14 protein-coding genes and 2 pseudogenes are annotated in these 19,664 nt (G+C 72.7%); 11 read left to right on the top strand and 5 right to left on the bottom strand.

All coding sequences use genetic code 11. From position 1 onward, the window contains the following. Positions 1 to 9 precede the first annotated feature (9 nt). From M2266_RS13900 to M2266_RS13890, 3 genes and pseudogenes are all read right to left on the bottom strand, one after another. On the bottom strand, positions 10 to 1,338 hold the full coding sequence (locus M2266_RS13900) for a coenzyme F420-0:L-glutamate ligase (RefSeq protein ID WP_277438476.1): 1,329 nt from the start codon (positions 1,336 to 1,338) through the stop codon (positions 10 to 12). Continuing rightward, positions 1,335 to 2,292 (bottom strand): annotated as a pseudogene (gene cofD, locus M2266_RS13895) (2-phospho-L-lactate transferase). The gene M2266_RS13900 and the pseudogene cofD overlap by 4 nt, the downstream one beginning before the upstream one ends. A 25-nt stretch (positions 2,293 to 2,317) precedes the next feature. Further along, positions 2,318 to 2,839 (bottom strand): cysteine dioxygenase family protein, encoded by a 522-nt coding sequence (locus M2266_RS13890; protein ID WP_277438475.1) that lies wholly within the window; start codon positions 2,837 to 2,839, stop codon positions 2,318 to 2,320. A 669-nt stretch (positions 2,840 to 3,508) separates the two neighbouring features. Between M2266_RS13890 and M2266_RS13885 the strand changes: the two genes are divergently transcribed. The 3 genes from M2266_RS13885 (at position 3,509) to M2266_RS13875 (ending at position 9,380) form a co-directional block, all read left to right on the top strand. Further along, on the top strand, positions 3,509 to 3,772 hold the full coding sequence (locus M2266_RS13885) for a WhiB family transcriptional regulator (RefSeq protein ID WP_093737255.1): 264 nt from the start codon (positions 3,509 to 3,511) through the stop codon (positions 3,770 to 3,772). Between the two features lie 225 nt (positions 3,773 to 3,997). Beyond that, entirely contained in the window at positions 3,998 to 7,777 is a 3,780-nt protein-coding gene (locus M2266_RS13880) for a glycosyltransferase (RefSeq protein WP_277438474.1), read from the top strand. A 127-nt stretch (positions 7,778 to 7,904) separates the two neighbouring features. Then, complete coding sequence (locus M2266_RS13875; protein WP_277438473.1) at positions 7,905 to 9,380, top strand: DUF5719 family protein; 1,476 nt, start codon at positions 7,905 to 7,907, stop codon at positions 9,378 to 9,380. 51 nt (positions 9,381 to 9,431) lie between these two features. Here the strand turns inward: M2266_RS13875 and M2266_RS13870 are convergent, their stop codons facing one another. After that, positions 9,432 to 9,893, bottom strand: a complete 462-nt coding sequence (locus M2266_RS13870) for a metallopeptidase family protein (protein ID WP_277438472.1) — start codon at positions 9,891 to 9,893, stop codon at positions 9,432 to 9,434. A 323-nt stretch (positions 9,894 to 10,216) separates the two neighbouring features. Here M2266_RS13870 and M2266_RS13865 point away from each other — a divergent pair, with 323 nt between their 5' ends. The 8 genes and pseudogenes from M2266_RS13865 (at position 10,217) to M2266_RS13830 (ending at position 18,521) form a co-directional block, all read left to right on the top strand. Further along, positions 10,217 to 10,684 carry a DUF3499 domain-containing protein gene (locus M2266_RS13865; RefSeq protein ID WP_277441194.1) on the top strand — a complete coding sequence of 156 codons (468 nt, stop codon included), beginning with the start codon at positions 10,217 to 10,219 and terminating at the stop codon, positions 10,682 to 10,684. 82 nt (positions 10,685 to 10,766) lie between these two features. Beyond that, positions 10,767 to 12,127, top strand: a pseudogene (locus M2266_RS13860) (phosphomannomutase/phosphoglucomutase). A gap of 308 nt (positions 12,128 to 12,435) precedes the next feature. Further along, positions 12,436 to 12,615, top strand: a complete 180-nt coding sequence (locus M2266_RS13855; protein ID WP_269273993.1) for a Trm112 family protein — start codon at positions 12,436 to 12,438, stop codon at positions 12,613 to 12,615. A 96-nt stretch (positions 12,616 to 12,711) separates the two neighbouring features. Further along, on the top strand, positions 12,712 to 13,848 hold the full coding sequence (locus M2266_RS13850) for an SIS domain-containing protein (RefSeq protein WP_277441193.1): 1,137 nt from the start codon (positions 12,712 to 12,714) through the stop codon (positions 13,846 to 13,848). 4 nt (positions 13,849 to 13,852) lie between these two features. After that, complete coding sequence (gene manA, locus M2266_RS13845) at positions 13,853 to 15,076, top strand: mannose-6-phosphate isomerase, class I (protein WP_277438471.1); 1,224 nt, start codon at positions 13,853 to 13,855, stop codon at positions 15,074 to 15,076. Positions 15,077 to 15,160: 84 nt separating this feature from the next. Next, complete coding sequence (locus tag M2266_RS13840; protein ID WP_277438470.1) at positions 15,161 to 16,132, top strand: cation diffusion facilitator family transporter; 972 nt, start codon at positions 15,161 to 15,163, stop codon at positions 16,130 to 16,132. A 217-nt stretch (positions 16,133 to 16,349) separates the two neighbouring features. Beyond that, positions 16,350 to 17,801, top strand: coding sequence for an adenosylhomocysteinase (gene ahcY, locus M2266_RS13835; protein WP_277438469.1), 1,452 nt, complete (start codon positions 16,350 to 16,352; stop codon positions 17,799 to 17,801). 105 nt (positions 17,802 to 17,906) lie between these two features. Next, the gene (locus M2266_RS13830) at positions 17,907 to 18,521 is read left to right on the top strand and encodes a hypothetical protein (RefSeq protein ID WP_277438468.1); all 615 of its coding nucleotides are present in this window, start codon (positions 17,907 to 17,909) and stop codon (positions 18,519 to 18,521) included. Between the two features lie 21 nt (positions 18,522 to 18,542). Here M2266_RS13830 and M2266_RS13825 read toward each other — a convergent pair whose 3' ends face one another. Further along, a complete protein-coding gene (locus M2266_RS13825) occupies positions 18,543 to 19,478 on the bottom strand; it encodes an RDD family protein (RefSeq protein WP_277438467.1) in 936 nt (311 codons plus the stop codon). Positions 19,479 to 19,664 lie beyond the last annotated feature (186 nt).

The raw sequence follows: 19,664 nt of genomic DNA, 5'->3' as shown, positions 1-19,664 counted from the left end.
GCCCGGCCGTCAGCGGACGGTGAGGAACTCCTCCGCGGTCCGCTCCGGCCGTGCCTTCGGCGGCGCCGCCGCGTGGCCGACGGCGACCGCGCCCATCGGGTCCCACTCGACCGGCAGTCCGAGAACGTCCCGCACCACATCGCGGCAGAACATCGTCGACGAGACCCACGCCGAGCCGAGCTGCTCACCCGCCAGCGCGACCAGCAGGTTCTGCACCGCGGCGCCGACGGCGACGACGAACATCTCGCGTTCCGCGGCCGCCCGCCGCGCGTCCGGATACGCGTGCGCGCCGTCGGCGACCAGGCACGGAACGATCAGGTAGGGGGCGCGCCGCAGCACGTCACCGCGCCGGAGCCGGCGGGTGATGCTCTCCTCGGGGAAGCCGTCGGCCCGCAGGTCCGCCTCCCAGGCGTCCCGCATGGCGTCGAGCAGCCGGGTCCTCGACTCCTCGGACTCCAGCAGGACGAACCGCCAGGGCGTCGTGTGGTGCGGGGCGGGCGCGGTGACGGCCATCGCGACGGCCCGGCGGACCGCGGCCCCGTCCACCGGCTCCGGGGTGAAGTCCCGGACCGTGCGGCGCGCGGCGACGGCCTCGCGGACGGCCTCCGACGTGCCGAGCCGGAACATGTCCGCGCCCGCGTCCCGGACGAGGGCGCGGGCGCCCGGCCCGTCGTCCGCCGTCACCAGGTGGCCGAGGCCGCGGACGACGGCGACCGGGAGCCCGGCCGCCTTGCCCTTGACGAGGTCCCCGGCCGCGGCGAGCTCGTCCGCGGTGGCGGTCACCGTCATGCTCAGGGCGTTGCCGTGCGAGTCGGTGCCCCCGCGCAGGTCATCCAGGACCCGCAGCCCGGCGGCGCCGATGGCGACGTCGGTGAGCCCCTCGCGCCACGGCCGTCCGAAGGTGTCCGTGACGACGACCGCGACGTCCAGCCCGAGCGCCGCGCGCAGCCCCGCCCGGATCTCGCGGGCGGACGCGTCCGGGTCCTCGGGCAACAGCAGCACGGTCCCGGGCGCGGTGTTGGACGCGTCGACACCGGCCGCGGCCATGACGAAGCCGTGCCGGGTCTCGACGATCCGGGTGGGTCCGCGCCGCGCGACCAGCCGCACCATCTCGGCGTCGATCGCGGCCTCGCGGTCGTCCGCGCGGACGATCCGGCCCTCGGCCTTGCTGACGATCTTCGACGTCACCAGCAGCACGTCACCGTCCGCGAGCGCGGGGTCGGCGGCGGCGATCAGCTTGGCGAGGTCGTCACCCGCCTGCACCTCGGGGATCCCGGAGACGGCCAGCACCCGGAAGGACGGGGCGGTCGCGTCCGCGGGGAGGGACGGGGCCGTCACGTGCGGACCTCCTCCGCGAGCGCCAGCGCCTCGCGCGCCATGGTGGTGGTGGCCTCGAGGTCGGTCATCATCAGCGGAACGGCCCGGCAGCGGATGCCCGCCGACTCGATGCCCTCGACCGCCGCGGCGTCGACCGTGTCCACGAGCCAGCCGTCGAGCAGTCCGGACCCGTAGTGCGCGGCGACGGCGGCGGCGGTCGTCTCGACCCCGACGGCCTGCAGGACCTTGTCCGCCATACCGCGCACCGGAGCGTCACCGACGATGGGCGACAGCCCGACGACCGGGACCCCCGCTTCCGCGATCGCCTCGCGGATGCCGGGCACGGCCAGGATGGTGCCGACGCTGACGACGGGGTTGGACGGCGGGAAGACGATGACGTCCGCCTCCGCGATGGCCTCCAGGACACCGGGGGCCGGCTTCGCCTGGTCCGCGCCGACCGGCACCACGGCGTGCGCCTCGACGGAGGCGTGCAGCCGCACCCAGTACTCCTGGAAGTGCACGGCCTTGCGCTCGCCCTCGACATCCACGAGGACGTGCGTCTCCTACGCGGTCGTCCGACATGGGGATGAGCCGGACGCCCGGCTGCCAGCGCTCGCACAGCGCCTCCGTGACGGCGCTGAGCGGGTACCCCGCGCCGATCATCTGCGTCCGCACGATATGGGTCGCGAAGTCCCGGTCACCGAGCCCGAACCACTCGGGGCCCACGCCGTACGCCGCGAGCTCGGCCTTGACGGTGAAGGTCTCGTCGGACCGGCCCCAGCCCTGCTCCTCGTGGATGCCGCCGCCGAGGGTGTACATGACGGTGTCGAGGTCGGGGCAGACCTTGAGTCCGAACAGGTGGATGTCGTCACCGGTGTTGCCGATGACGGTGATCTCCGCATCCGGAGCCGCTGCTTTGAGGCCGCGCAGAAAACGGGCCCCCCCGATGCCTCCGGCCAATACCACGATTCGCATGGGCACAGTCTGTCAGCCCGGTCCGTCAGCCCCGCACGGACTCCTGCGCCGGCTCCTGCGCGGAGGGCGCGGTGCAGGCGGCGTAGGGGGTCATCGCGGTGAGGCCCGGGAAGTAGACGTGCAGGCTGACGGCCGGCTCCAGGGAGTCGTTGACGACCTCGTGCAGGTAGCCGGGCGCGAAGGCGCGCTGGCCGCCCGGCACCAGGGTGCGCCGGACCTCGCCCGCGCCGGCGGACAGCGCGCGCTCGGTCAGCTCGCCCTGCAGGACGGTGAGCACACCGGAGGAGCCGCCGTGGTCGTGCAGCCCGCTGGTCTGCCCGGGGACCCAGCTGAGCAGCCACACCTCGTAGCCGGGGCCGGTCTGCAGCCGCGCGTACCAGCGCGTGGTGGCGTCGTAGCGGACCAGCGGCGCCCACCGGTCGCGGTCGCCCGCGATGGAACGGGCCAGGCCGGCGAACTCGGCGACGGTGCTGGGGTGCCGGGGCACCGGCGGGAGCAGATGCGGGAGGGCGAGCGGGTCGCCGGCGATCGAGACATCGCTGTACATGTGCGGAGGTTCCTTGTCGGAAGCTGCGGAGGGCGGCGGACACGACACCGGGCGAGGAGGGGAGAGCGCTCGGCGGTCCGGAGATACAGGACTCAGCGGCAACAACAGGAACAACGACAGCGGACCGGCACAGCGCGGTGGGACTCGCGACGGCGAGTCCGAACGGGCGCATGGGTCACTGCTGGCATGGGTATAGGAGACCGGTCCCTTGGACGGCTTGTCAACCTCTTGTCCGTTATGTCGCAAATCTTTCACCAAAAGCGGTGGCCCGAGGTGGTGAAAGGTTTGTGCGGAGAGATGTGCGGATAGGTGGCGCAGCAACCGCACATGGGAGCGTCGTTCTTTCGGGCGCCGCCGCGACCCCGTGGCCGGACTGTGATCCACGACGCTTCGTCCCGCGAGGCGGAACGTGGCCAGGCGCTGCGACGTCTGACGAGTTGTGGCAGTGGATCACGGTGGATCCACTGGAGCGGGGTTGACAGATGCTGGCGTTTGGGATGATTTCCACACTTTCTGCCAACCCTTGGTTCAGCGGAGTGAATAACGGACCCAATAGCAGATCTCGGCTTGACTGGCCCGTATCGGCACACTTGTAATTTCACTCGTGTCGTTCTGCCGCTACTGGTGACGGCAACATCACGGGGAAGCAAAGACAGACGAGGGGCGCGCATGACCGAGCAGTTCCAGCTTCTGCTGGCCGAGGAGGCCGACGAGGAACTCGGGTGGCAGGAGCGCGCGCTCTGTGCGCAGACCGATCCCGAATCGTTCTTCCCCGAAAAGGGCGGATCCACTCGCGAGGCGAAAAAGGTCTGCCTCGCCTGCGAAGTCCGTTCCGACTGCCTCGACTACGCACTCGCCAACGACGAACGCTTCGGTATCTGGGGCGGTCTGTCCGAACGCGAACGGCGACGGCTCAAAAAGGGCGTCGTCTAGGACGAGCCCCCGGGCCCGTCCGCTCCACAGGGTTCGCACGGCCCGCCTCCCGGTCCCATCCGCAGGGAGGCGGGCCGTTGTTGTGTCCACTGCCGGAGGGTTATCCACAGGCTCCGGGAGGGGGCGCGGGCGTAAGCCGTTAGTGTGGGGGCCCGTCCGAGGCGCGCCGTCGACCCCAGTGGTCACGGCGTCCACCGCAGTCCAGCGAACCGGGGCTTGAACCGGATGTCCGTGAACAGCCAAGCGTCGGCCTTCTTCCCGGCCGCCCCAGAGTTGCCGCGCCATGTCGTCACCGCCGTGCTCGTCGCGCACGACGGTGCCCGGTGGCTGCCCAACGCGCTCTCGGGCCTCCTCGCCCAGGACCGCCCGGTCCAGGACGTGATCGCCGCCGACACCGGCAGCGCCGACGACTCCGCCCAGCTCCTCGCCGGATCCATCGGCGCCCAGCGGGTGCTCCACCTCGCCCGCCGCACGAGCTTCGGCGCGGCCGTGGACGAGGCGGCCCGCGCCGCCGGCCGGCTCACCGCCGAGCAGTTGCCCTACCTCCAGCGGGCCAGCGGATGGGATCCCGTCAGCCGCAGCTGGAACGATGACGCGTACGACGAGCCCGACCACCCGCACGGCGAGCCCGTCGAGTGGCTGTGGCTGCTGCACGACGACTGCGAACCGGAACCCGGCGCCCTGGCAGCCCTGCTGCGCACCGCCGACTCCTCGCCCTCCGCGGCGATCATCGGCCCCAAGCTGCTCAGCTGGTACGACGCCCGGCAGCTGCTGGAGGTCGGCGTCAGCATCGCCCGCAGCGGCCGCCGCTGGACCGGTCTTGAACGCCGCGAGCAGGACCAGGGTCAGCACGACCAGATCCGCCAGGTCCTGTCCGTGTCCAGCGCCGGCATGCTGGTCCGCCGTGACGTGTGGGACGAGCTGGGCGGCTTCGACCGCCACGTGCCGCTCATGCGTGACGACGTCGACTTCTGCTGGCGCGCCCAGGCCGCGGGCCACACGGTCCTGGTCGCCCCGGACGCCGTGATGCGGCACGCCGAGGCCGCCTCCCGGGAACGCCGCCCGGTGGACTGCGCGGGCCGCTCCGCCGTCAACCCGCACCGGGTCGACAAGGCCGGCGCCGTCTACACGCTGCTGGCCAACACCCGCGGCCCGCTGCTGCCGTACGTGATGCTGCGGATCGTCCTCGGCACCCTGCTGCGCACACTCGCCTACCTCGTCGGCAAGGTGCCGGTGCAGGCCGTCGACGAGATCGTCGGGCTGCTGCGCGTCCTGCTGCGCCCCGGCCGGGTGCTCGGCGCGCGCCGCCGCCGCGGCCAGGGCACCGTCCCGCCGTCCGAACTGCGGCCGCTCTTCCCGCCGCCGGGCGCGACCGTACGGGCCACCGTCGACCAGGTCGTCAGCAACTTCTCCGGGCGCTCCGAGGCCGCCGCCGCGGCGGCCGGCCGCCATGGCGGCGGCATCGAGTCCGGCCCCGGCGACGAGGACGGCGACTACATCGAGGTCGAGCAGTTCGCCCGGCTCAAGCGCATCGCCCGCAAACCGGGACCGATGCTCTTCGCCGTGCTGCTGGTCGTCTCGCTCGCCGCCTGCCGCGGGCTGCTCGGCGGCGGCTCGCTGATGGGCGGCGCGCTACTGCCCGCCGCCCCCGGCGCCTCCGACCTCTGGGCCTCGTACAGCGGTGCCTGGCATGCCTTGGGCACCGGCGGCACCCAGCCGGCCCCGCCCTACCTCGCGGTCCTGGCGCTCTTCTCGACCGTCCTGTTCGGCAGCACCGGGCTCACCCTGACGGTGCTGCTGGTCGCCTCCGTGCCGCTGGCCGGCGTCACCGCGTACTTCGCCTCCCGGCCCCTGGTCGAGTCCCGCCTGCTGCGCGCCTGGGCCAGCGTCGCCTACGCGTTCCTGCCCGCCGCCACCGGAGCGCTGGCCGGCGGCCGCCTCGGCACCGCCGTCCTCGCGATCCTGCTGCCCCTCATGGCGCGCGCCGCGATCGCCACCGCGGGACTGCAACTGACCGACGGCGCCATCGAGCGCGGAGCGCGGCCCAGTTGGCGTGCCACCTGGGCGCTCGCGCTGACGCTGACGTTCACGGCGGCGTTCACCCCGCTGATCTGGCCGATCGCCCTGGTGTTGTGCGCGGGCGTGCTCGCGCTGCGCCTGGTGCGCGGTCAGCGACGGTTGCTCGTCCCGCACCTGCTGCGCTCCGCGGCGCTGCTCGTCACCCCGGTCGTGCTCCTCGCGCCCTGGTCGCTCTCCCTGCTCACGCACCCCGGAAGGTTCCTGCACGAGGCCGGTCTGCCCTACGGCGTCAAGGCGGCCTCGGCCGTCGACCTGCTGATGATCAGCCCCGGCGGGCCGAACGGCTCGGGCGGACTGCTGCTCGTCGGCCTGGTCTTCGCCGCGCTCGCCGCCCTGATGCGCTCGGAGCGCCGGCTCGCGGTCGTCACCGCCTGGGCGGTCGCGCTGACCGGGCTGCTCTTCGCCATCCTGGAGAACGGCGAGGCGTGGGCGGGCCCCGCCACCCTCGTCTACGGCCTCGCGCTGCTGTCGGCCGCCGCGGTCGGCGCCGAGGGCGCCAAGGACCGCATCGCCGCCATGGGCTTCGGCTGGCGGCAGCCCGTCGCCGCGCTGATCGCCCTGGCGGCCGCCGCGGCTCCGCTGCTGGCCGCCTTCACGTGGGTCCAGGACGGCGCCAACGGGCCGCTCAAGCGGCACGACCCGGTGCAGGTCCCCGCGTTCGTCGCGGAGGAGAGCAGCAGCACCGACCAGGCCCGCACGCTGGTGCTCGACGGTCAACCGGGGGGCGTTTCCTACGTCCTGGTCCGCGGTGCCGGCGCGCGGCTGGGCGACGCGGAACTCGCCGCCGAGGCGGGCCGCGACAGCCGTCTGGACGACACGGTCGCCAACCTCGTGGCGGGCTCCGGCGCCGACCAGGCGACCCGCCTGTCCGGCTACGCCGTCCGCTACGTCCTCGTGCAGCCCGGCGCCCCGCGCGAGATGGGCCGGGTGCTCGACAGCACCCCGGGCCTGACCCGCGTCAGCCAGGCCGACGGCAGCGCCCTGTGGCGCGTCGACACCGCCGTCTCCCGGATCGCCGTCGTCAGCAAGGACGCACCGCCGGTGCCCGTCCCCGCCTGGCGTGTCGAGGCGCACGCCAAGATCCCGGCGGGCGGTGCGGGACGTGTCCTGCGCCTCGCGGACGCCGCCTCCGCCGGCTGGCACGCGACCCTCGACGGCCGGCCGCTGAAGGCCACCAAGGTCGACGAGTGGGCGCAGGGCTTCGAACTGCCCACCGAAGGCGGCCGGCTCGACGTCACCTACGAGGACCCGGTCACGCACACCGGCTGGCTGCTGGTGCAGGGCTTCCTGCTGCTCGTCGTGGTGGTCCTGGCACTGCCCGGCCGCCGCCGCCAGGTCGACGACGACCTGCCGGAACCCGAAGCGGTCGCCGCCGACATGTCCGCCTCCGGCATCCCGGCGCAGGCGTCCGGCGAGGGCCGGCGCGCCCGCCGCCTCCAGGCGGCCGCGGACGCCGAGGCCGACGAGGCGGATCCCGACGACGGCCCCGACCCCGACCGGCCGGCCCCGGCCGAATCCCCGGCCGCGGCGGTCCCGGACCAGTACGACCCGTACGCGGCGGCCGAACCGGCCGAGCCGGGCAGCGACCCGTACGCCGCCGTCCCGCAACAGGATCCGTACGGTCAGCAGTGGGACGGCTACCAGTACGCCGCGCCCGCGGATCCGAACGGCTACGACCAGCACCAGAACGCCGGTTACGACCAGCAGCAGAACGCCGGCTACGGCCAGAACCAGAACACCGGCTACGACCCGCAGCAGAACCGGAACAGCGGCTACGACCAGAACAGCGGCGGCTACGCCGACCCGTACACCTACGGTCAGCAGCCGCAGCCGACCTACGACCCGTACCGGCAGGAAGACGACGGCAACGGGTACTACACCGACGGCGACCAGCAGCACCGCGACGGGGGCGACCGCCAGCCCTGAGCACCGCGACCCGGCGGCACACCGCGACCCGTCCGCCGGGTCACCCACATCAGGTACGTACGCACGTCACGCCGGCCGTGGCCAGGCCGACCGGCCGGCCCCGGGCAACACCGCGAGGTGAAAGTCAGTGAACCGCAGCATCATCTCCCTGGCGGGAGCGACCGCAGCACTCGCCGCCCTCACCGGCGCGGCCGTGCTCACCGGAGCCGGCGACCCGGCCGACGCGCCCGCCCTCTCCGCCGCCCGGCAGCCCGTGCAGCGGTCGGCGCTCGTCTGCCCGGCGCCGTCGGCCTCCGAGCTGGCGTCCACCACGTACACCTCGTTCACGCCCAAGGGTGCCCAGGCGGCGGCCAAGCAGGGCACCGCCCAGCTGCTGCCCGCCACCGGCGCCGCGGGCGCGAAGGCCAAACCGCTCGCGCCGCTGAACGAGCCGGGGGTGCCGGTCACCGCCAAGGTGGAGAAGGCCGACAGCCCGGCGCTGATCGGCTCCGCCGAAGGCGGCCTGGCGCCCGGCTGGAGCGTCCAGCAGACGACCGTGGTGAGCGCCGGTCCCGGCCGCGGCGTGCTCGGCACGTCCTGCGTCGCTCCGGACAGCGAGTTCTGGTTCCCGGCCGCGAGCACCGCCGCCGACCGCCAGGACTTCCTGAACCTGGTGAACCCCGACGGCCTGGACGCCGTCGTCGACATCGAACTGTTCGGCAAGGACGGCGGGCTGAAGCCCACGTCCAGCGACAGCGTCTCCGTCCCGTCGCAGGGCAGCGCGTCGATCCTGCTCTCCACCCTCGTCACGGAGAAGGCCTCGGACCTGGCCGTGCACGTCACCGTCCGCAGCGGCCGGGTCGGCGCGGCCGTCCAGGCCGTGGACGCCAAGCTCGGCGCGGACTGGCTGCCCGCCGCCGCCGACCCCGCCGCGGGGCTGGTCTTCCCGGGCATTCCGAAGGACGCGACCTCCGTGCAGCTCGTCGTGTTCGCCCCCGGCCAGGACGACGCCGACCTGTCGGTGCGCCTGGCCTCGCCGACCGGCTCCATCACCCCGGCGGGCCACGAGACGCTGCACGTCAAGAGCAGTATGACCACCAGCGTCGACCTCGGGGACGTCACGAAGGGCGAGGCGGGCTCCCTGCTGTTGACCGCGAGCGGCTCGCATGCGGCCGTCCCGGTCGTCGGCGCCCTGCGGATCACCCGGGGCACCGGCGCCAAGCAGGAGACCGCCTTCCTGCCGGCCACCCCGAAGATCGACGAGCGGGCCACCGTCGCCGACAACCGTGCCAAGGCGTCGACGCTCTCCCTGGTCGCTCCGGGCAAGGAGGCCGTCGTGAAGGTCACCACGTCGGCGGCCACCGACGGCGGGGCACCGGTCAGCAAGGAAGTCACCGTCAAGGCCGGCACCACCCTGGCGTTCGAGCCGCCCGCGCCGTCGTCGGGCAAGGGCGCCTTCGCGGTGACCGTGGAGCCGGTCTCCGGCGGACCGGTCTACGCCTCGCGCACGCTGTCGCTGCCCTCCAACGGCATCCCCATGTTCACCATCCAGTCGATGCCGGACGACCGGGGCACGGTCGTGGTCCCGAAGGCCGCGCCGGACCTGACGATCCTGGACCACTGACGGTCAGGGGCGGTGCGCGGCCCGGCGCGACCCAGCCGGCCGCGCTCGCGCCTACTCCTGCCCGTACTTGGGGTCGACGTTCTCCGGGGAGAGCCCCAGCAGCTCCGCCACCTGCTCGACGACGACCTCGTGCACGAGCATCGCCCGCTCGTCGTGGCTCTTGGCCCGGATTTCCACCGGGCGGCGGTAGACCACGATGCGGTTGGGGGCGTCCTTGCGGCCGCTGATCAGCCGACCGAGCGGCACACTGCCGTCGGCGGAGTCGTCCGGCGTCGCCGGTTGCCCCGCGTCGGAGACGAGCGGCACCTCCTGAACGGCGAACTCGACGTCGGCCAGCTGCGGCCAGCGCCGTTCCAGCCGGTCGGCGGCGTCCCGTACGAGATCGTCGAAGGCGTCGGCGCGCGTGAGCGCGAGCGGCACCTGCGGAGGCGCGATGGGTCCGCGCATCCCGCGGCCATGGCGGTCGCGACGACGCGGACGAGGATCTACAGAGGGAGGTACGGGGCTGTCCATCGCCTTTGAGCCTAGTCCTCCCGGGGCCCCCGTACACCGCGGACGCCGGGTGGCGCGCCATCCGCCGGAGCTGTCGTGGGGCGCCGCGGGACACGCGGTCCGGGAGCACCCCACGGCCCGAGCCGGCATCGAGCCGGTACCGAGCGAGTGCCGAGCAAGGGCCGAGCAACCGTCGAGTCGCAGCCGAGCCGACGCCGAGTCAGGGCCGAACCTGGGCCGAGCCGGGGCCGGACCCAAGGCCTGGCCCAGCCCGACCCCTGACCCTGATCACCCGGCGGAATCTCCGCCGCCCCAGCCTCCTCGCAGGTCAGCCCGTGATCGCGATTTTCCGGCGTTCCCGGCGAACCGGGACGACACGACAGGGTGAGGTCGGGGAGAGTCGTCGCGGCCCGCTCAAGAGTGCGGTAGCGTCCAACGTCGTGAGCCCTGTACGTCGCTGTTCGCGGACCGCTTGCGGCCGACCCGCCGTCGCGACGCTGACGTACGTCTACGCGGACTCGACCGCCGTACTCGGCCCGCTCGCGACCTACGCCGAGCCGCATTGCTACGACCTCTGCCACGAGCACTCCGAGCGCCTCACCGCCCCGCGCGGCTGGGAAGTCGTCCGTCTCGCCGTGGACAGCGGCCCCGTCCTCCCCAGCGGTGACGACCTCGAAGCGCTCGCCAACGCGGTGCGCGAGGCGGCCCGGCCGCCGGAGCGCCCCGCCGGCGCCTCCCGTGGCCGGGAGGCGGACCCCAGAGAGGTCGCCCGCAGGGGCCACCTGAGGGTGCTGCGCTCACCGGAGCCCTGACCGGACCGATCACCCCGCCGGGGTAGGTTGAGCGGGAGTTTTCCGCGCGCCGCCGTCCGGCGCTGGCCAACAGGGGTGTGCTGTGTCCGACTTGTCGCAGATCGTCAAGGCCTACGACATTCGCGGCGTGGTACCCGACCAGTGGGACGAGTCGGTCGCCGAACTCTTCGGCGCCGCCTTCGTCACCGTCACCGCGGCCGACGCGATCGTCGTCGGCCATGACATGCGCCCCTCCTCGCCCGGACTGTCCCGCGCCTTCGCGCGCGGCGCGGCCGCCCGTGGCGCCTCCGTCACCGAGATCGGCCTGTGCTCGACGGACGAGCTGTACTTCGCCAGCGGGCAACTGGACCTGCCGGGCGCGATGTTCACCGCCAGCCACAACCCCGCGCAGTACAACGGCATCAAGATGTGCCACAAGGGCGCGGCCCCCGTGGGCCAGGACACCGGCCTCGCCGACATCCGCGCGCTGGCCGAGCAGTGGAGCGGGAACGGGGCGCCGGATCCCGCCGCCACCGCCGGGGTGATCACCCAGCGGGACGTGCTGGCCGACTACGCCGGCTACCTGCGGGGCCTTGTCGACCTCGGCGGCATCCGCCGTCTGAAGGTCGTGGTGGACGCGGGCAACGGGATGGGCGGCCACACCGTCCCCACCGTCTTCGCCGGGCTGCCGCTGGACCTGGTACCGCTCTACTTCGAGCTGGACGGCACGTTCCCCAACCACGAGGCGAACCCGCTCGACCCGAAGAACCTGGTCGACCTGCAGGCGAAGGTTCTGGAGACCGGCGCCGACCTGGGGCTGGCCTTCGACGGGGACGCCGACCGCTGCTTCGCCGTCGACGAGCGCGGCGAGCCGGTGTCGCCCTCGGCGATCACCGCCCTGGTCGCCGCCCGTGAGCTGGCCAAGCACCCCGGCGGCACGATCATCCACAACCTGATCACGTCCTGGTCCGTGCCCGAGGTCGTCGCCGAGCACGGCGGCAAGACGGTGCGCACCCGCGTCGGGCACTCCTTCATCAAGCAGGAGATGGCCCGCACCGGCGCGATCTTCGGCGGCGAGCACTCCGCGCACTACTACTTCCGCGAGTTCTGGAACGCCGACACCGGCATGCTCGCCGCCCTGCACGTGCTGGCCGCGCTCGGCGCCCAGGACGGCACCCTGTCCGAGCTGGTCGCCGAGTACGACCGCTACGCCGCCTCGCCGGCGAGATCAACAGCACCGTCGCCGACCAGGCGGGCCGGGTGGCCGCGATCCGCAGCGCGTACGAGAGCCGGCCGGGCGTCGAACTCGACGAACTCGACGGCCTCACGGTCACGACGGCCGACTGGTGGTTCAACGTCCGCGCCTCCAACACCGAGCCGCTGCTCCGCCTCAACGTGGAGGCCCGCGACGCGGCCACCGTGGCGCGCGTCCGCGACGAAGCCCTCGCCGTCATCCGGGCCTGACGCGGCCCCAACCTCACGTGTCAATACAGCTAGTGCTCTGGCCGGAAAGGTGTTCCTGGTTGGCGGTGTCCGGCGCGGTGCGTCGCACGGCGGAGGATCGTCCTCGTACCGGGGCGTACTCGGACGACTGCGACAACGCAGCGAAGTGCCGTGCCGGGCGTCGCGAACCGGTGAACCTTTCCGGCCAGAGCACTAGGCTGATCACGCGGTACCCCGCTGCCGCGACCCGGTCTGCCGACCGGGTCGAACGCGGCAGCCGAACCTCCCCAGCACCCCGCCCGAACCACACCGTCCGAAGGACTCGCCCCATGTCGCTCGTCGAAGCCAGTCTCCTGGAGATCCTCGCCTGCCCGGCGTGCCACGCCCCGCTCCGCGAGGACACCGAAGCGAACGAACTCGTGTGCACGTCGGACAGCTGCGGCCTCGCCTACCCGGTACGCGACGACATCCCCGTCCTGCTCATCGACGAGGCCCGCCGCCCCGCCTGACCGGCGGCCACGGCCTGAGCGGGCCCCCGGGACGGGGGCCCGTGACCTCCCGGGCAGGACGTGCCCGGGGTGACGGACCAGGACCCGGAGGTCCCGATGCTCGACGAGTCGCTGCTTGACGACCCCCACGCCCTCGCCCGCGCCGACACCCGCGGGCTGCTGCTCGGCGCGGCCGCCGCGGGCGCCCGCGTGCGGACCGCGGCGCGGCTCACGCAGGAGGCGGGCGTCCAGGACCTGCGCCCCGACGGCCGGCCGCGCACTGTGCTCGTCGCCGGCTCCGGCCCCGAAGCCGCGACCGTCGCCGACGTGCTCGGGGCACTCGGCGCCGGCAGCTGCCCCGTCATACCCCTGCGGTCGGCCGGACCGACCCCGTACGAACCGCGGTGGACGCTCCCCGGCTGGACCGGCCCGCTCGACCTGGTGCTGCTCACGACCGCGAGCGGCCGGGAGGCCGGCCTCGTCGGCCTCGTCGAGCAGGCCTATCGGCGCGGCTGCACCGTCGCCGCCGTGGCGCCCGCCACATCGCCCCTCGCCGAGGCACTCGAACAAGCACGCGGTATGACGATCCCGTACGCCGGGCCCGCGTCGCCGCTGCCCGAGGGACCGTCGGGCACCCCCGCCGAGGATCCCGGCGCACTGTGGGCGCTGCTCACCCCGCTGCTCACGCTCGCCGACCGCATCGGGCTCTTCACCGCCCCGCCGACCGCGGTGCAGGCCGTGGCCGACCGGCTCGACGAGGTCGCCGCCCGCTGCGGACCGGCCATCGCGACGTACAACAACCCCGCCAAAACGCTGGCCACCGAACTGGCCGACGCCCTGCCGCTGCTGTGGAGCACCGGCCCGACCGCGGCCCCGGCCGCCCGCCGCTTCGCGGCCGTCCTCGCCACCAGAACCGGCCGACCCGCCCTCGCCGCGGAGCTGCCCGAGGCGCTCGCGGCCCACGGCCCCCTGCTCGGCGGGACCCTCTCGACCGGAGACGACCCCGACGACTTCTTCCGCGACCGCGTCGAGGACCAGCAGGCGCTGCGGCTGCGCGTCGTCCTGCTGCGGGAGGCCGCCGGACAGCAGGCCGCGTCGGCGCCCGCCGCGCGTGAGCTGGCCTACGCCCACGACACACCGCTCAGTGAGATCGCCGCGGCCGACGGCGGCATCCTGGAGACCATCGCCGAGCTGCTCGCCCTGACGGACTTCGCCTCGGTCTACCTCGCCGTGGCCTCTGCCGAAAGATCATGACGCCATGGACCGCCTGACCAACACCGTGCGTCCCTACGCCTGGGGCTCCACGACGGCCATCCCCGCGCTGCTCGGCACCGCCCCCACCGGCGAACCGCAGGCCGAACTGTGGATGGGCGCGCACCCGGGAGCACCCTCCCGGATCGACCGGGGCGCGGGTCCCGTCGCGCTCAACGAGGCGATCGACGCCGATCCGGCAGCGGAGCTCGGCGAGCCGGCCGTACTGCGCTTCGGCCCCCGGCTGCCGTTCCTGTTCAAGATCCTCGCGGCCGGCGCACCCCTGTCCCTCCAGGTCCACCCCGACCTCGCCCAGGCGCAGGCGGGCTTCGCGGATGAGGAGGCGCGCGGCATCCCCGTCGACGCACCGCACCGCAACTACAAGGACGCCAACCACAAGCCCGAGGCCATCGTCGCGCTCACGCTATTCGACGGGCTGTGCGGCTTCCGGCACCCCGCCGAGGCCGCGGAACTCCTCGAAGCGCTCGGTGTGGACTCGCTCAAGCCGTACGTGGACATCCTGCGCGCCCAGCCCGAGACCGGCGCGCTGCGCGAGGTCCTCGCCGCCGTACTGAGCGCCGACCGTGACGCGATGGCGCAGACGGTCGAGGAGGCCGCCCAGTCCGCCGGCCGGCTCGCCGGCCAGGACGGACCGCACGCGGCGGCCTTCGCCGCCTACGCCGCCACGGCCCACAGCTTCCCCGGCGACCCGGGCGTCATCGCGGCCATGCTCCTCAACCACGTGACGCTGCAACCCGGCGAAGCCCTCTACCTCGGCGCCGGCGTGCCGCACGCCTACCTCGACGGCCTCGGCGTCGAGATCATGGCCAACTCCGACAACGTGCTGCGCTGCGGCCTGACCCCCAAGCACGTGGACGTGCCGGAACTGCTCCGCGTCGTCCGCTTCGAGGCCACCGACCCGGGCGTCCTGCGCCCGGAGGTCTCCTCGAACGGCGAAGAGGTCTACGAGACGCCCATCGACGAGTTCCGGCTCTCGCGCTACGTACTCGCCCCCGGCGGCGAGGCCCGCACCCCCGACGCCCGCACCCCGCAGATCCTGCTCTGCACCGACGGCGCCGCACGGCTGCGCTCCGCTCAGGGCGAGCTGACGCTGGCCCCCGGTGAGTCAGCCTTCGTCCCGGCCGGCGAAGAGGTCGAGCTGACGTGTGCAGGAGCGGCGGGCGCTCCGGAAGCGGGAGCCACCGTTTTCCGCGCCACAGTGGTGGCCTGACGAGCCGTCCGCGGGGCAGCCTGCAAGAATGACCGGCCAGTGGCCGGGGCCGGACCCGAGGACCGAAGGGACGAACCAACACCTATGAGCGCGTCAGGCGGAACCAAGGCGATCGTCGCCGCATTGAGCGCCAACCTCGCCATCGCCGTGGCGAAGTTCGTGGCATTCGCGTTCAGTGGATCGTCGTCCATGCTCGCCGAAGGCGTGCACTCCCTCGCGGACTCGGGCAACCAGGCACTGCTCCTGGTCGGGGGCAAGAAGGCCAAGCGCGAGGCGAACGAGGAGCACCCGTTCGGCTACGGGCGTGAGCGCTACATCTACGCCTTCCTGGTGTCGATCGTGCTCTTCAGCGTCGGTGGCATGTTCGCGCTCTACGAGGGCTACGAGAAGATCAAGCACCCGCACGCGATCGAGCACTGGTACTGGCCGGTCGGCGTCCTGATCTTCGCGATCATCGCGGAGGGCTTCTCCTTCCGCACCGCGATCAAGGAGTCCAACCAGACCCGCGGTCAGCACTCCTGGACGGACTTCATCCGCCGCGCCAAGGCCCCGGAGCTGCCCGTCGTCTTGCTGGAGGACTTCGGCGCGCTGGTCGGCCTCGTCCTCGCCCTGGGCGGTGTCGGTATCGCGCTGGCCACCGGCGACGGCGTCTGGGACGGCATCGGCACCCTCTGCATCGGCATCCTCCTCATCGTGATCGCCCTCGTGCTCGCCGCCGAGACCAAGTCGCTGCTCCTGGGTGAGGGCGCGGCCGCCGAATCGGTGACCCTGATCCGCGAGGCCATCGTCGACGGGGACACCGTCACCGGCGTCATCCACATGCGCACCCTGCACCTCGGCCCCGAGGAACTCCTGGTCGCCGCGAAGATCGCCGTACGGCACGACGACACCGCCGCCGAGATCGCCCGCGCGATCGACGCCGCGGAGGCCCGGATCCGGGAGGCCGTGCCGATCGCCCGCGTGATCTACCTCGAACCCGACATCTACAGCGCCGCCGCCGCGGCGGCGGGCCCCGACCCGATGCAGACGCCGGGTGGCGACCCGCACGCCCACTGAGGCCGTCGTCCGGTGTACCTTCGTCTGTAGCCAGACGTCGCTGCTGATGGCGGTCGGGCGGCACCGCGGAAGCGGTCGCCGCGCGAGGGAGAGAGGGCCTCCGACGGAATGCGCTGCTGCAAGGGGACGGGTGTGTCCGCTCATGGGCGCTGTCTCGTCGGCCTGCGGCTGCGTCTATCCCCGTCCACCTCGACGCATTACGCGAGGAGCAGCACGTATGACCACCACCGCAACTGACTTCAAGGTCGCCGACATCTCCCTGGCCGCTTACGGCCGCAAGGAGATCACGCTGGCCGAGCACGAGATGCCCGGCCTGATGTCGATCCGCGCCGAGTACGCCGAGGCGCAGCCGCTGGCCGGCGCCCGGATCACCGGTTCGTTGCACATGACGATCCAGACCGCCGTGCTGATCGAGACCCTGGTCGCGCTGGGTGCGGACGTCCGCTGGGCGTCGTGCAACATCTTCTCCACCCAGGACCACGCGGCCGCCGCCATCGCGGTCGGCCCGAACGGCACTCCCGAGAACCCGCAGGGCGTGCCCGTCTTCGCCTGGAAGGGCGAATCCCTCGAAGAGTACTGGTGGTGCACGGAGCAGGCGCTGACCTGGCCGAACACCCCCACCGGCGGCCCGAACATGATCCTCGACGACGGCGGCGACGCCACACTCCTGGTGCACAAGGGTGTCGAGTTCGAGAAGGCCGGCGCGGCTCCGGACCCGTCCACCGCGGACAGCGAGGAGTACGGCTACATCCTGCGCGTGCTCAACCGCACCCTCGCCGAGAGCCCCCAGAAGTGGACCCAGCTCTCGTCGGAGATCCGCGGCGTCACGGAGGAGACCACCACCGGTGTCCACCGCCTCTACGAGATGATGCAGGAAGGCTCGCTGCTCTTCCCGGCCATCAACGTCAATGACGCGGTCACCAAGTCCAAGTTCGACAACAAGTACGGTTGCCGCCACTCGCTGATCGACGGCATCAACCGCGCCACCGACGTGCTGATCGGCGGCAAGGTCGCCGTCGTGCTGGGCTACGGCGACGTGGGCAAGGGCTGCGCGGAGTCGCTGCGCGGCCAGGGCGCCCGAGTCGTGATCACCGAGATCGACCCGATCTGCGCACTGCAGGCGGCGATGGACGGATACCAGGTCACCACGCTGGACGACGTCGTCGAGATCGCCGACATCTTCATCACCACGACCGGCAACAAGGACATCATCATGGCCGCCGACATGGCCAAGATGAAGCACCAGGCCATCGTCGGCAACATCGGCCACTTCGACAACGAGATCGACATGGCCGGCCTGGCCAAGATCCCGGGCATCGTCAAGGACGAGGTCAAGCCCCAGGTCCACACCTGGAAGTTCCCCGACGGCAAGGTCCTGATCGTCCTCTCCGAGGGCCGTCTGCTGAACCTCGGCAACGCGACCGGTCACCCGTCGTTCGTCATGTCGAACTCTTTCGCGGACCAGACGCTGGCCCAGATCGAGCTGTTCACCAAGCCGAGCGAGTACCCCACCGGCGTCTACGTGCTCCCCAAGCACCTGGACGAGAAGGTCGCCCGCCTCCACCTCGACGCCCTGGGCGTCAAGCTCACCACGCTCCGCCCGGAGCAGGCCTCCTACATCGGCGTTCCGGTCGAGGGCCCGTACAAGGCGGACCACTACCGCTACTGATCGACCTGACGCGTTGATCCACCACTGACGCGCTGATCGACCGAGCGTCGAGCGTCGCCCCCGCCGTTCTCCACGGCGGGGGCGTCGCCGTTCAAGGACTCCACCATGCCAAGAGGCCGTTACTCGTTCCACGACACGCATGACCACACCCCCCTCGGTGCTGAACACTTCCACTGCGCCACCGGCCCCTCCGGTTGGCGCTACGTCTCCCAGCTCACCGCCCCCTCGGGCGACCACTCCGGCTCCGTCGACCTCACCGTGGACGACCTCGGCCGCCCCATCCGCCTCGAACTGAACGCGTCCAGCTGGCAGGTCCGCGGCGCGGCCATCGACGGCGTCACCTGGGTCCGTACCGACCCCGCGGGCGAGCAGGCACAAGAGGGCAACGCCCCCGCCCACGCCTTCACCGGTGCCTCGCCCGCGTTCTTGATCGCCACCGCACGATTGCTGCGCCTCGAGCCGGGTGCCCCCGCCACCCGCGTACGTCTCGTCGCCTTCGCACCCCCCGTCCTCGCGCCCCGCACCCTCGACCAGTCGTGGGCTTTGCTCAACAGGACAACACACGAAACCGACAGCGGCTTTTTGCCTGTGGATAACTACCAGGTGACCGAGCTCGACACCGGTGAACAGCACCAGGTCCACATCGCGGGCGACGTTGTCCTCTCTGCCCCGGGCATCGAACTCGAAGAGCTCGAATCACCGCCCTCGATGTTCGCCTGACGGCATGCGCGGCGCCTGGACCTACGCCGGAGGGGCGAACCCGGTACGCGGCGGCTCGGGGGCGGGCCGCACCTGCTGAACAGGCGGCAGGGTGGGGGTCGCCGTGGGCGGCAGCGGGGCGGGCGACGGCATGACAGGCGGCTGCGGGCCGCTGAAGGGGCCGGCCGGAGAACCGGTCGAGGGACCGACAGGGCCGCCCGGGGCGCCGCCCGCGCCGAACATCCGCCGGGCGTCCCGCGACTGCCGCTCGGCCACCACCGCGGCGAGGAACGCCGCGGGCGGGGCTCCCTGCGGCACCCGCGCTCCCGTGCAGTTGGCGACGTCCGTCGCCAGCCGCTCCGCCATCGACCAGCCGACCTGCGGATCCAGCTGCCACATGCGGGAGAGGTACTGCCGTACGGCGAGCCACAACCCTTCCGGCACACCTGAGAGGTCCACCCCGGTGAGCTGCGCCGCCAGCCACGGCGGGGCGGGCGGCATCAGCTGCGTGTGCTGCCGCGGGACGCGTTCGCGTACGACGAGGGCGCCGCCGAAGACATCCCCGAGCCGGCGACCGCGCGCCGACACCAAGGACGCGATGCAGGCGATGACGCCCAGGGACAGCTGGATCTCGATGACGCCCACGGCCCCGCGTACCAGCGCGTGCCGGAAGCGGATAGGCCCGCCGTCGTCCCGTACCACGCGCAGCCCGCACGCCATCTTCCCGAGCGACCGCCCGCGGGTGAGGGTCTCGACGGCTATCGGTACGCCGACCAGGATGAGCAGCATCGCGCCGACCGACACCGCCGCGATCGCCGCGTCATCGAGCGACGAGGTCGCCGCGGCGAGAACGAACATGAGCCCGACGAAGCCCGTCCAGTAGACGACGAGGTCGATCGTCGTCGCGAGCGCCCGGCTGGGCAGCTTGGCCGGGTCCATCCCCAGCGCCACCGCCTCGCCTGTCACCAGTCCACTCACGCCCGTACCCCTACTTTCCGGCACGTACGTACACGTACCCGCTGTCCGAACTCGTGCCCGAACCCCTGCCCCGACAGTCTGCCCGGTCTGCCAAGCTGGAGCCTCCCACCAACGGGGTCTTTTCGCGGTTCGAGCGCACTGCCCGGCGCCACCGTTCCGGCCCTCTTCCGCCAGGAGCAGCAGCCC

Source organism: Streptomyces sp. SPB162 (assembly GCF_029504575.1).
In the GTDB taxonomy this organism is placed as follows: domain Bacteria; phylum Actinomycetota; class Actinomycetes; order Streptomycetales; family Streptomycetaceae; genus Actinacidiphila.
The sequence above is the reverse complement of the archived record's forward strand: the minus strand, read 5'-3'. Positions and strand labels throughout refer to the sequence as shown.

Coding starts and splice junctions, on each gene's coding strand:
- ahcY (WP_277438469.1), top strand. CDS start 16,350: ATGACCACCACCGCAACTGACTTCAAGGTCGCCGACATCTCCCTGGCC.
- M2266_RS13885 (WP_093737255.1), top strand. CDS start 3,509: ATGACCGAGCAGTTCCAGCTTCTGCTGGCCGAGGAGGCCGACGAGGAA.
- M2266_RS13880 (WP_277438474.1), top strand. CDS start 3,998: ATGTCCGTGAACAGCCAAGCGTCGGCCTTCTTCCCGGCCGCCCCAGAG.
- manA (WP_277438471.1), top strand. CDS start 13,853: ATGGACCGCCTGACCAACACCGTGCGTCCCTACGCCTGGGGCTCCACG.
- M2266_RS13840 (WP_277438470.1), top strand. CDS start 15,161: ATGAGCGCGTCAGGCGGAACCAAGGCGATCGTCGCCGCATTGAGCGCC.
- M2266_RS13890 (WP_277438475.1), bottom strand. CDS start 2,839: ATGTACAGCGATGTCTCGATCGCCGGCGACCCGCTCGCCCTCCCGCAT.
- M2266_RS13850 (WP_277441193.1), top strand. CDS start 12,712: ATGCTCGACGAGTCGCTGCTTGACGACCCCCACGCCCTCGCCCGCGCC.
- M2266_RS13830 (WP_277438468.1), top strand. CDS start 17,907: ATGCCAAGAGGCCGTTACTCGTTCCACGACACGCATGACCACACCCCC.
- M2266_RS13870 (WP_277438472.1), bottom strand. CDS start 9,893: ATGGACAGCCCCGTACCTCCCTCTGTAGATCCTCGTCCGCGTCGTCGC.
- M2266_RS13855 (WP_269273993.1), top strand. CDS start 12,436: ATGTCGCTCGTCGAAGCCAGTCTCCTGGAGATCCTCGCCTGCCCGGCG.